General features: G+C 39.5%; 12 protein-coding genes, 1 tRNA gene and 1 pseudogene. 7 read left to right on the top strand and 7 right to left on the bottom strand.

Annotation, left to right across the window (positions count from 1 at the left end; genetic code table 11):
- Window positions 1-3 precede the first annotated feature (3 nt).
- Together FTV04_RS01170 and FTV04_RS01165 are read left to right on the top strand one after the other, a co-directional pair.
- Window positions 4-79: transfer RNA gene (locus tag FTV04_RS01170), tRNA-Gly, on the top strand.
- A gap of 628 nt (window positions 80-707) precedes the next feature.
- Window positions 708-2807 (top strand): TonB-dependent siderophore receptor, encoded by a 2100-nt coding sequence (locus FTV04_RS01165; protein ID WP_180088218.1) that lies wholly within the window; start codon window positions 708-710, stop codon window positions 2805-2807.
- Between the two features lie 94 nt (window positions 2808-2901).
- Here the strand turns inward: FTV04_RS01165 and FTV04_RS01160 are convergent, their stop codons facing one another.
- Window positions 2902-3177, bottom strand: coding sequence for a hypothetical protein (locus tag FTV04_RS01160; protein WP_078193570.1), 276 nt, complete (start codon window positions 3175-3177; stop codon window positions 2902-2904).
- Between the two features lie 419 nt (window positions 3178-3596).
- Between FTV04_RS01160 and FTV04_RS01155 the strand changes: the two genes are divergently transcribed.
- Window positions 3597-4304, top strand: coding sequence for a glutamine amidotransferase (locus FTV04_RS01155; RefSeq protein WP_180088216.1), 708 nt, complete (start codon window positions 3597-3599; stop codon window positions 4302-4304).
- A 65-nt stretch (window positions 4305-4369) separates the two neighbouring features.
- A complete protein-coding gene (locus FTV04_RS01150; protein ID WP_180088214.1) occupies window positions 4370-4999 on the top strand; it encodes a LysE family transporter in 630 nt (209 codons plus the stop codon).
- 81 nt (window positions 5000-5080) lie between these two features.
- Here the strand turns inward: FTV04_RS01150 and FTV04_RS01145 are convergent, their stop codons facing one another.
- Window positions 5081-5677, bottom strand: coding sequence for a YceI family protein (locus FTV04_RS01145; protein WP_078188771.1), 597 nt, complete (start codon window positions 5675-5677; stop codon window positions 5081-5083).
- A gap of 295 nt (window positions 5678-5972) precedes the next feature.
- Between FTV04_RS01145 and FTV04_RS16700 the strand changes: the two genes are divergently transcribed.
- On the top strand, window positions 5973-6488 hold the full coding sequence (locus tag FTV04_RS16700; protein WP_257220927.1) for a nuclear transport factor 2 family protein: 516 nt from the start codon (window positions 5973-5975) through the stop codon (window positions 6486-6488).
- A 65-nt stretch (window positions 6489-6553) separates the two neighbouring features.
- On the opposite strand, the gene FTV04_RS01135 is transcribed toward FTV04_RS16700, so the two are convergent.
- From FTV04_RS01135 to FTV04_RS16975, 5 genes and pseudogenes are all read right to left on the bottom strand, one after another.
- Complete coding sequence (locus tag FTV04_RS01135) at window positions 6554-6997, bottom strand: N-acetyltransferase (protein ID WP_227591806.1); 444 nt, start codon at window positions 6995-6997, stop codon at window positions 6554-6556.
- A 188-nt stretch (window positions 6998-7185) separates the two neighbouring features.
- A complete protein-coding gene (locus FTV04_RS01130; RefSeq protein ID WP_078188774.1) occupies window positions 7186-7401 on the bottom strand; it encodes a hypothetical protein in 216 nt (71 codons plus the stop codon).
- A gap of 183 nt (window positions 7402-7584) precedes the next feature.
- A complete protein-coding gene (gene tkt, locus FTV04_RS01125) occupies window positions 7585-9573 on the bottom strand; it encodes a transketolase (RefSeq protein WP_180088212.1) in 1989 nt (662 codons plus the stop codon).
- Window positions 9574-10036: 463 nt separating this feature from the next.
- Window positions 10037-10351: a pilin gene (locus tag FTV04_RS01120; protein ID WP_373683988.1), complete on the bottom strand. Its 315-nt coding sequence runs from the start codon at window positions 10349-10351 to the stop codon at window positions 10037-10039.
- A gap of 14 nt (window positions 10352-10365) precedes the next feature.
- Window positions 10366-10462, bottom strand: a pseudogene (locus FTV04_RS16975) (prepilin-type N-terminal cleavage/methylation domain-containing protein); the annotation flags it as partial.
- Window positions 10463-10906: 444 nt separating this feature from the next.
- Between FTV04_RS16975 and metK the strand changes: the two are divergent.
- Window positions 10907-12073: a methionine adenosyltransferase gene (metK, locus tag FTV04_RS01115; RefSeq protein ID WP_078188779.1), complete on the top strand. Its 1167-nt coding sequence runs from the start codon at window positions 10907-10909 to the stop codon at window positions 12071-12073.
- 169 nt (window positions 12074-12242) lie between these two features.
- Window positions 12243-12683, top strand: coding sequence for an SMI1/KNR4 family protein (locus FTV04_RS01110; protein ID WP_180040067.1), 441 nt, complete (start codon window positions 12243-12245; stop codon window positions 12681-12683).
- The last annotated feature ends 13 nt before the right edge of the window (window positions 12684-12696 follow it).

Here is a 12696-nt window from a genome sequence, read left to right as displayed (position 1 = left end):
ATTGCGGGAATAGCTCAGTTGGTAGAGCATAACCTTGCCAAGGTTGGGGTCGGGAGTTCGAGTCTCCTTTCCCGCTCCAGAATACGAAAAACCCTCATCGAAAGATGAGGGTTTTTTTATGTCTAAATTTTTCTTCAACGGCTTATTTTTAGATGTATTTACTCATGTTATGCACATAAAAGCCATTTCGCATTTTTAAAATAATATTTAAGTCTATTCGACGAAGTCTTACATTGAGGGATTGAATACAGGGATTAGCCTTCGGCTGGAGGTCCGCTTACGAAACGTTGTTTCTCATTCGGCAAAATGAGATTCGAAGCTTCACAAGGAAAGCATCTTGCGGTGCAATGCACCTCACCAACAAAACGCGTTCACTACCGTCAAATGATTCAACGTATCGCAAAAACATTTTTGATTAGAAGACGTCCTGTCTCAAACAATTGCGCATGATATTACCGCATATCTTTTTTTATTTGATGCAAAGCTCACTTCTAAAGTAACTGCGTCACCTCAGTTATTTATTATATTGTAGCGACGTTAATAGGCCTGAATTATCTTCCAACCATTTAAACTTCCCTATTGCAATATGACCTTTCGTCTACCTGTTAAAAATAATCTAACGAAATGTTCATCTCGGCTATTTTCCTCAATTTTTCTCCATAATTTTCCGTTATTCTTTGCCAAAATTACATTTGGACAACCAAATAATGCACGGCGCGCACACCACACTCAAACTGACCAGCTTAAGTTACGCATTACTTACGATCTCAACATCAATTTGGGCCGCAGATACTGTTCAAAATCCGCAAGAATCTGCAGCAGTTCAGCAAATGGAAGCTTTAACATTTGAAGTTCCAACAGCAAGCACTAAGCCCAAAGACCCAGATATCAGTGCTGTCGCAAAAACTATTATAAGCCGTGATGAAATGTTGAAATTTGGCGATCAGTCAATCAATGATGCGCTGCGTCGTGCTGCAGGATTTCAACTCCCCGGTGCTGGCGGTGGTCCACGTGGTGGTGCAGGTGCTGGCGGCATGCGTTTCCGTGGTGGTGGTGCACCCGTGTTCTTAATCAATGGTGAACCTGTACAAGGTGGTCCTCGTGGTGGCATGTCAGTTGTTGATAGCATTACACCGGAAATGATCGAACGCCTTGAAATCACCAAACAACCGAGTGTCGCTCAAGGCTCGGTTGCTTCTTCCGCAGTCATCAATATTATTTTAAAAGAACCACTGAATGGCACGCGTTTGAGTGGATCTGTACGTGCTGGTTATGGTCTGACGAAGTCAAATACACGTGAAGAAGAACGCACCAATTTAAACTTTCAAATTGATGGTCGTTCAGACCCTTGGATCTATAGTTTATCTGGGAGCCAAATGTGGAATGACTCAGATACGCTCACCCGTACACAAGATGCAACAGGAACGAAAACTCAAAAACGCATCACCAATCGTACGTCGCAAATGTTAACCCCACGTGTTGAATATCAACTTGATGATCAACAAAAACTGGTCGCTGAAATGTTTTATCGCAACAATGAAAGCGAAGGCACAAGTGGCTCCCAAGTCCAAAAAGATAAAAATGACAGCATTCGACTCAACACACGATATGAGCGTAAAGACCAAGGTAATTCCGACAAAATTCGCTTATCAATCGAGCAGCAAAATGAAACAGAATTAACAGAGTATAGAGATTCCCAATCATATATTGATGAAAAAATTAATGAATATGGCTTAGGCTACGACGGTGTCCGCAAGTTTGACTCAAAACGCCAAATAAAATTTGGTACAGATTTACGTAGCAATGAACTTGAAAGCAATATTGCAGAGACCTTAGATGAACAATTGTATGCTGCCTATGTGGAAGGAAGTTGGAAATATACGCCGCGCCAAACCTTAACTCTAGGTGTACGCCAAGAGTGGATTGATCGTTCAGGTTTAGTGGATTATCAAGATCAGCATTTGAGTCCAGTATTAGCGCACCGTTTTGACTTTAATGACCAATGGTCACTCCAAACCAATTTGAGTCAGGCTTTTAAAAACCCACGTAGTAATCAATTGATGCCGACTGTTTCAATTTCTACAGATAGCGATGCAGGGACACTAAACAACCCTGACCGTGGTGGTAATCCTGACTTACGACCTGAAACTATTAATGCTTACGAAACAACCTTAGGCTATAACACCCCTGCTGGCGGCGTAAATATCACTGCTTATTATCGAGAAATTAATGACTATATCGAAAAATCGATCCTGTCAGAAAATGCTACAGGCGGTCGTTGCGAAACAGGAAATACCGATTGCCGTTTTGTCGAACGTCCATATAACCAAGACAGTGCAACTACTTATGGTGTGGAAATTGCTGGACGTTATGCACTGAAGCAAACGGAGAATGGTCATTCATTTATGTTGAATGCTCAGCTTTCAACTGTACGTGCAAAAATTGAAGAAACTGACGGCTCTGATCGTTTGGCAAGCGATGTTGCACCTTATACCGCAAGTGCTGGTTTATCTTATAACTATCAACCGTGGCGTATTGCAACAAGTGTAAACCTCAATTACACCCCTGAATATACACGTGCACTGAGCAACGAACCGTACAATCGCACCAGCAATGAACGTGTTAACATGGATGTGAGTTTTACTAAACGCTTCGACCAAAATTGGTCTGCATCGGTGAATGCACGTAATATTCTCAGCTCAGATTATAAAGAAGTGTTAAAAGAACAAAGTTCTGGCGCGCTATACCAATCTCGTATCAATGAAGCCATTCCAAGCTTTATGTTTACCTTAGAAAAGAAATTCTAAACCGTTTCTAAGGGACTGCTAAGAAATTCAAAATAAAAAACCGATACGTTGTCAGTATCGGTTTTTTTATGCATACACGACACACGACCGCAGACTAGCGCTCAATTGCCTTCAACATTTTCGCAATTTTTAGGGTATGTTCCTTCTGCCCTTTTTTCTCTAAGACTTTTTGCTCAACCCACCATAAATATTCAAAAATTTCTGATTCACTTGAATCCTCTTGAATTAATTTAAAAATATTGGGCAAATAATCATCATATTCATCACGTAAAGCAGGAATACGGCGAATCCCTAACGGGTCCCATTCCTTCAATAAAATTTTATGTATCGCATGCAAGAGACTCGCATCTCGATTATGTTTTGACTGCATACAAGTTCCCTGGCTTATATTTTTTTACTTTTAAAATCAGTTATCTAATTATGTGATGATATTAAAAGAAAAATGAACTGTTGTTTGTCGAAGATTTCATCATACGCATCTCCAAACGGTTTTCCATTGGTTTTTCATCTTTTTTTTATACTAAACCAAAGCTTTATCAAAATTTCATGCACTTTTTCTCATAAATTTTACCAATAAAGCCTTTCGGGAATCCCCTAATTCACAATACAAAGGTTTTAAATGCTAAGTTCAACGATCGAACCTAATCATTCAAAGAAAAAAACAATATGCTTCAGCCAACTTCTATATTTATCTCTTTTCGCAATTGTGAAAAATTTACAGTTTTCCTTTTTAATCTCCGACAATTCAAGCTACATTCTATTTTGAAATTTTAATCCTGAAAAATCCCTATGAGTACTGCATTAAACGAAACCATTTACGTCATTCAACACCTTGCATTTGAAGATTTGGGTTCATTGGAAGATGTATTTTATCAACTGGGTTATCGGGTGAGATACTTCGAAGCTGGTGTCGATGACCTCAGTAAAGCTATGCAACATACAGGGCTTACCATCATTTTGGGCGGCCCGATCGGAGTTTATGAAACTAATGACTACCCTTTCCTACAAAAAGAAATAGACTTACTTAAAGTACGTTTAAAGAGTAATTTACCGACTTTAGGCATTTGCTTAGGTGCTCAACTAATTGCACACGCATTGGGAGCGAAAGTTTATCCAGGTCATAGCAAAGAAATCGGTTGGAGCTACCTAGAGCTAGATGCCATTACTCACAATATTTTAGCGCCATTAGATCAAGTGCCTGTACTGCATTGGCATGGTGATACCTTTGATTTACCTACAAATGCACAGCTACTCGCCAGCTCGGCAATTTACCCAAATCAAGCGTTTAGCTATGGGCCCAATATTTTAGCCCTACAGTTTCATATTGAAGCAGAAACACAGGCCATGGAAAAATGGCTAATTGGGCATACATGTGAACTGCATAAAGCACAAATTAACATCCCAAATTTGCGCATGGAAAGCCAACAACATGCACCTCATTTAGAACGTGTTGCTCCCCTTATTTTGCAACAATTCTTACAACAGCTTGAGCTTTAAAACAGCTATTAATTTAAAACTAAATGGCTTATAACGGTTACACTTTAAACGTATAAGCCATTAGAATGACTCCCTTACTCAGCATTGCGCTCATCCACTTTTTTGCTCTCATCAGCCCAGGCCCAGACTTCTTTTTTGTCACTCAAAGTGCTATTCGACAATCCAGATCACATGCATTATTTGCCGCATTAGGTATTTCACTTAGTATTTTAGTTTGGTCAATTTGTGCAATAAGTGGCTTACATTTTCTATTTCAAAAAATGGCTTGGTTACAACAATGCCTCATGATTTTGGGAGGCCTATATCTTTTATATTTAGGCTCTCAGTTATTAAAGTCTGCATGGAGTAAAGACCTCGGCACAATAACAAAATCAACCGAGCAAGCTGTACAGAAAAAATCGCCTTTGACGCTGTTATTCCACGGTTTCTTGACCAATATGGCCAATCCTAAAGCATTGGTTTATTTCAGTAGTGTATTTTCTATTGGGATCAGTGCAAAGGTCAGCATTTTTGATCAAAGCTCTTTGTTGGCTTTAGTCTTTATTGAAAGTTTGATTTGGTTTGCATTGGTTGCGGTCTTATTCTCAGCACCTAAAATGACCCATTACTATCAAAAATTTAGTAAAAAAATTGACGCAATTACCGGTGGAATCTTCATCAGTTTTGGCTGCCTATTGCTGCTCAATCGCGATTGATCACACACCAGTTAAATATCTTCAAGACATAAAAAAGCACCCAAATGGGTGCTTTCCTAACTTAGCTGAGGGAGCTAAATCTTATTTCGCTGCTGCCTTTGCCGTAGACACAGCGGCTTCAGTCGTAATATTTACCGTAATTTTGTCGCCTACATTCGGTACATATGCACCGACACCAAATGCTGAACGATCAAAAGAAGTCGTTGCATTGAAACCTATTGTTTCCGCCTTAGTCATTGGGTGAACGGCTTGCTTGTTCAATACAGCGTCCAATACCACTGGTTTAGTCACATTTTTAACTGTTAAATCACCCGTGATTTTGTATTTAGTTTTGCTGATCGCTTGAACTTTTGTACTTTTAAACGTGATATTTGGATATTTTTCAGCATCAAAGAAATCAGCTGTTTTTAAATGATCATCTAATGCTTTGACATTGGTATTTAAGCTTGATAATGGAATCGTCACGTTCACAGACGAATTTGCAGGTTTTGCATTATCGACATTAATTGTCCCTTGAATGTCACTAAAGTTTGCAGAAGGCGTTGAGAAACCAAAATGATTCCAAGTAAATACTGTTGCTGTATGAGTAGGATCAATTTGATAGGCAACAGGTTTTGCCATAGAAATTGTTGTAACTGATGCTACTGCCAAACCGATTGTTAATGCTTTAAAGTTCATGTTTTTATCTCACTTTCGAATACCATTAAGTTTATAGATTTTTAGCCGTATTACAGCTTTAAAGATAAAACGTTTTGTTGCATGTTTAGAACGATAGTTTTGTAAAATATCTAGTAGCATCAACTGTGCACCACTTCTTTTAATTTTTTCTTTTCATTTCAAATAATTATTCTTTTCAAGCTACTCCTCGATGATTTATCCTAAATTTAGGAAACATCAACCTATCTGAGTCGTAGGCTTTCAAAACAAATCCACTTAAGATTTTTAGACATCATAAAAATCTGAGTACCGAAAAATGACAGAACAATCGCTGGCTATTGAAAAAGCCTTAAACACTAAAACTCCCAAAGATGTCGTTTTGGCATTTCTCATGAATACTTCAAAAGAACTCGTCGAAAATGCAACTCAGCTACTGGTAGCCGAAGACGCAGCATATGTTTCCCTTAACTTTAGCAACCCAGAACTGAAACAAATTGAGCCATGGGCTGGGTCTGACACAGGTAGAGACATTTATATATATACCTTTGCCAATGTCGGCACTTACTGGAATATCGATGACTTTCAAATCACGGATATGATCGCTGAAGATGAAACCGTAGCTGTATTTGGTCAATTCACCTACACCTCAGTGTATGCTAAAAATACATTTACCTCGCCTTTTTCAATTAAAGCCAAAGTTCAAAACGGTTTAATCAGCTATTTCCAATTCATGGAAGATACCTATGCCTCAGCATCATCTTTCCGCGTAGGCGGAGAATGGATCATTCAGCAAGATGCAGACTCAGCTAAAAACTTTAAAGTTTCAGCTTAATACTTAGATGCAGCAGCTCTTCACGCAAGAGCTGCTGTTGATTTGGAATGGCCTTTTACATTGACTTAATGACAGCGATATTGGATAAACCCAGTTTTTCTCGCGATTTGATCATACAGCTTTTGTGCTGTTTCATTGTCCTGATGCGTAAGCCAATACACACGGTCACACTGCCGCTGATCACAATATTCTTTCACTTTCGCGATCAGCGCCTTGCCAATACCCTGCCCGCGATATTCTTCAAGCGTATATAAATCTTGCAAATAGGCATAAGGCTGCAATGTCCAGCAGCTCTCATGTTCAATGACATGCACGATCCCAACCACTTGATGTTCAATTACGGCTGCAAAGCCATACATATGTTCGCACTCAGCAGCATGTAACCTTTGCCATGTTCGCTCGGTCACTGCATCCGCCACCTGACTTTTATAAAATTCTAAATACAGCTCCCAGAGCGGCTGCCATTGGCTTTTTGAAATTTCAGTTAAATTTTTAATTTGTATTTGCACGTTCAATGTCTTTTTTAAATGATCACTGGATTTTTATAACTGAAATAAAGCTTTTTGTGTTGAAAACACTGTATTTTATGCGCTCTTTTTTAAGAATAATGAGTCTTGAAAGGACGTTTTCTTATCTGTTTTATAAATACGATAGGCAAATAAAAAGCCCGAAGATTCGGACTTTTTAACTATTCAGCTTATAGCTTCTCAACCAAAATGCGGTCAACCTGCTTCAAGCCTGTATGTTTTTCATGGTTCTTACGGCGAATCTTAATCACTTTGTCTTCTTGCAAATCTTGCAACATCAATTCTACTGCAACCATGGCTTCAAGCTCTAAGTCCGTGCCTATCCATTTCTGTTCACCAGCATCCATCAGTACAATTTCATCATTTATCTGATCATAAAGGCTCATCGTTTCCTCACTTGGGGCAACATTGCACCCGTGGCTGAATACTGCATGAATGAATTAATTTTAAACCAATGCTTTAATTCATTCGTTACAAATCGTTATTTCACAATTAAAAAATAAATTTAATCTCTGCAATAAAAAACGCCCCTTCTCTGGGGCGTCTTTATTACGCTTAATCTTTACAGATTAAGCGGTAATTTCTTTCACAGCAGCAACAACAGCATCAGCAGTAATACCAAAGTGTTGATACAAGTCTTTTGCTGGAGCAGATTCACCGTAAGTCGTCATACCGATCACACGACCATCAAGACCTACAAATTTCCACCAGTAGTCCACATGCGCAGCTTCAACAGCAACACGCGCACGGATCGCAGCAGGAAGAACCGCTTCACGGTAAGCGGCGTCTTGTTTTACGAATTCTTCAGCACATGGCATAGAAACAACACGTACACCTTCAAGCTGTGCATAAGCATCCATTGCCAATGAAACTTCTGAACCAGTCGCAATGATGATTGCTTTCAATTCGCCTTTTTCTTTTGCAAGAACATAACCGCCTTTCGCTACGTCAGCAATTTGATCTGCTGTACGAGTTTGGAATGGCAAGTTTTGACGAGAGAAGATTAACGCTGTAGGGCCTTCTGAACGAAGCAGCGCAGATTTCCAAGAAATAGACGCTTCTACAGTGTCACATGGACGCCAAGTATTTAGGTTTGGTGTACCACGTAAAGATGCAATTTGCTCTACAGGTTGGTGTGTAGGACCATCTTCACCTAGACCAATTGAGTCATGGGTATACACATGAATCACACGCTGTTTCATCAATGCAGACATACGTACTGCATTACGCGCATATTCCATAAACATCAGGAATGTTGCTACATAAGGAACGAAACCGCCATGAAGTGCAACACCGTTAGCAATCGCAGTCATACCGAATTCACGTACGCCGTAATGAACGTAGTTACCCGCTGGGTTAGATTCAACGCCTTCTGCGCCTTTCCATAAAGTCAGGTTAGAGCCTGCAAGGTCAGCAGAACCACCTAGAATTTCTGGAAGCTGCGGTGCAAATGCTTGAATCGCATTTTGGCTCGCTTTACGAGTAGCGATTGTTTCAGCTTTTGCATTTACTTCTGCAATATAAGCATCCGCTTTTGCTGCGAAGTCAGCAGGTAATTCACCAGAAAGACGACGTTTTAGTTCAGCTGCTTCTGCTGGATATTTAGCAGCATAAGCAGCAAATGTGTCGTTCCAAACAGATTCAGAAGCAGTACCTTTGGCTTTTGCATCCCAAGCTGCATAAACATCAGCAGGAATTTCAAATGGACCTTCTGTCCAGCCCAAAGCTTCACGAGTTAAAGCGATTTCATCATTACCAAGCGGCGCACCGTGGCAATCTTCTTTACCTTGTTTGTTTGGCGAACCTAAACCAATAATGGTTTTACAGATAATTAAGGTTGGTTTCGCAGTTTCAGCTTTTGCTTCAACAGTTGCCGCACGGATTGCATCTGCATCATGACCGTCAACTTTAAGCACTTGCCAACCGTATGCCAAGAAACGCTGTTCTGTGTCGTCAGAGAACCAACCTTCTACTTCACCGTCAATCGAGATGCCGTTGTCATCGTAGTAAACAACTAATTTACCCAGACCCAAAGTACCAGCCAATGAACATGCTTCGTGAGAAACACCTTCCATTAAACAGCCATCACCTAAGAAACAGTAAGTGTTGTGATCTACAACTGTGATGTCTTCTTTGTTGAATTGAGCCGCTAAAGTTTTTTCAGCTAGTGCAAAACCTACAGCGTTTGCAATACCTTGACCCAATGGACCTGTGGTTGTTTCAATACCCGGTGCATAGCCCAATTCTGGGTGACCTGGAGTTTTAGAATGCAATTGACGGAAAGATTTTAAATCTTCAATAGACAGGTCATAACCTGTTAAGTGCAATAACGCATATTGCAACATAGAGCCATGGCCGTTTGACAATACGAAACGGTCACGGTTTGCCCATTGTGGGTTTGCAGGGTTGTGGTTGAGGAATTCACGCCATACCACATCAGCAATATCTGCCATCCCCATTGGAGCACCTGGATGTCCTGAATTTGCTTTTTGCACAGCATCCATTGCCAATACACGAATTGCGTTTGCAATACGACGTTCGTTAAGCGGGGTTGTCATAGGTCAGAGTCCAAACAAATGGTTTAAAAGAGTAAGATGAATAAGAATTCAAAGATGCGTATATTGTCTTAAAAAAAGCGGAATGGGTAAAGCCTCAGGGGCAAATTTTCGCTAATTATTCCTGCACCACCTGTATTTTGGGTGCTTATTGCTCAATTTCAAGCCTATGCATGTTGTTTATTTTGTATACAGTGACGCTTTTATATGGCGAGTCAATGACAGCGCAATGCATATTTAGAGTTTGGCAGAGAAAGCAACCGCTTCATAACTGATAAAAGTCCGCTACATCGAAAGGCAATTGCAAATAAAAGTAGTAGTCAAAGCTTGTCTAAATAAATGACCATTTGAAATATGAAATACTTTCAATAATTAAACCCACTATGGTTTGGGTAACTCAAACGTCGTAATCATCCCTGTAAAATCAGCACTTATCCAATATACTCACGGTTTCACATTCAATACTTTAGATCCCACGACATGTAGCAGGTAAATTTCGCTGCGAAATATCATCCGATTGACAATTCCAAGCACCATTTAAACCATCTGGAATACTAAAATAGATCTGCTTTGAGCGAAGAGCAAAATTGACATCTGTTGATTTAAACGTAAAAACCACTGAACACGTTCCTGCCACATCAGTAATTTCACTACTCGCAATATACTTGGTACTGATACTTTCATTCAGCGCTGTATTCAAATCTACACAGTTTTGTTCCTCTGAATAATTTTCAATCAGTTTTAATTTATAGGGTGAAATCATTGTTAATACTTCAGCCACTTGCGCCCGAGCGACATAGCCATTGTAAGATACAGTAGCAATTGCAGCCAAAATACCGATGATTGCCACCACGATCATAATTTCAATGAGTGTAAAACCAGACTGTTTCATTACGTTTCCCCATTCAACGTAATGACAAATAGGCAATTTGCATACCAAGTCTCAAAAGCCCGCATTTATTGTGTTTTATTTTTCAAATTAAACGATTAATTGTCATAAACAGTCATATTCTGACAGTTCATGACATTCATCATTGATAAATCACAGGATACTGATTTGATTTTTTCTTATAATTGATTCACTTAAAAAGCCAATTTAGGCATTTTAACGCCTAATCACATTGTTGCTTGTACCAAAGCCCAATATCTCTGTTTTATCTCATCATACAAAATTAAAATGAGAAATCCATAGCTCATATCAATTTTTTAGATGCCTATATCAATTAAAAAGTCATTGAAATGAATTAATTTCATCCAATTTGGTCATGTTAAGCTAGTCCTAAACGCTTTCTCGATGTAACATATTGCGTCTTTAAATTTAACTGTGATAGGACTTATGCGCGAGTACGCTGTATTTACCTCGGAATCTGTAAGCGAAGGCCATCCGGATAAAATGGCTGACCAAATCAGTGATGCTATTTTGGATGCAATCTTAAAAGAAGACCCATATGCACGGGTTGCTTGTGAAACGCTTGTAAAAACGGGTGCGGTTGTACTTGCCGGTGAAATCACAACAACTGCAAATGTTGACTTTGAAGCGATTGTTCGTAATACCGTAAATGGTATCGGATACCATCATTCAGATCTTGGCTTTGATGGTTCAACTTGTGCCGTGATCAACATGATCGGTAAACAATCACCTGAAATTGCTCAGGGTGTTGACCGTCAAAAACCAGAAGATCAAGGTGCGGGCGACCAAGGCTTAATGTTTGGTTATGCAAGCCGTGAAACTGATGTGCTTATGCCAGCACCGATTTCATATGCGCATCGCTTAATGGAAAAACAAGCTGAACTACGTAAACAAGGCAAACTTGCTTGGTTACGTCCCGATGCAAAAAGCCAAGTAACATTTGCTTATGAAAACGGCATGCCAGTTCGCTTAGACGCAGTTGTACTTTCGACTCAGCACGATCCCAAAATTACTCAAGCTCAATTGAAAGAAGCGGTAATTGAAGAAATCGTGAAAAAAGTGATTCCTGCTGAAATGTTCCATGCAGACACTAAATTCCACATCAACCCAACAGGTATGTTCGTCATTGGCGGCCCTGTAGGCGACTGTGGTTTAACAGGCCGTAAAATCATTGTAGATACTTACGGTGGTATGGCTCGTCACGGTGGTGGTGCGTTCTCTGGTAAAGATCCATCAAAAGTGGACCGTTCTGCTGCTTATGCAGGCCGTTATGTTGCTAAAAACATTGTGGCTGCCGGCCTAGCTGACAAATGTGAAATTCAAGTGTCATATGCGATTGGTGTTGCAGAACCAACATCTATCTCGATCAACACATTCAATACTGCAAAAGTATCTGAAGATTTGATTATTGCACTTGTACGTGAACACTTTGACTTACGTCCATACGGTATTACTCGTATGTTGAACTTAATCCAACCGATGTACCAACAAACTGCTGCGTATGGTCACTTTGGTCGTGAAGGTTCTGATACCGCATTTACATGGGAAAAAACTGACAAAGTGGAAGCGCTTAAAGCATCTGCTGGTCTTTAATCTTAATAGATTAATTTCTCAAAAAAGCCTGCATTGATTGCAGGCTTTTTTATGCCCCATATGTCCATAACTAAAACATCTAGGATAAAAATAACTAGTGTAAAAAATATTGACTAAAATTTACGCCTAGCTTATTCATAAAACACCAAAATAATTTAAGAACAACATCATGCCCTTTCCATTAGACTTAAAATTTATTACTGCAACTGAAGAACAATTAGGATTTAAGTTTCCAGAAAAATATAAAGCCAAAATGCAAATTGAAAATGGTGGCGAATTCGGCATTAGCTTTTCTAGTGCGGATGAATTTGAAGATGGTGATGATATCGAAGCATGGTGGCTCTTCCCCTTCCAAGACACCAGCGATGTGAAAAGAATAAAACGTACAACGAATCATCTAGCCGCAGAACATCAATCCATAAGTAAAATTGAAGACTTCCCTGAAAACAGTATTGCAATTGCACATAACGGCGATGGCGATTATTTATTGATGCGTACGGTAGACGATACACAATTGGGGGAAGAAATATATTTATGGCGCCATGAAGACAGTGAATTTATCTATCTACTTGTGACTTCAATTGAAGAATTATTTAGTCAAAACCCTTAACGCTATAAGCATA

The sequence above is a fragment of the Acinetobacter sp. YH12219 genome, assembly GCF_013417875.1.
Taxonomy (GTDB): domain Bacteria; phylum Pseudomonadota; class Gammaproteobacteria; order Pseudomonadales; family Moraxellaceae; genus Acinetobacter; species Acinetobacter amyesii.
Note: the sequence above shows the minus strand (reverse complement) of the source record. Positions and strands in the feature narration are given on the sequence as shown.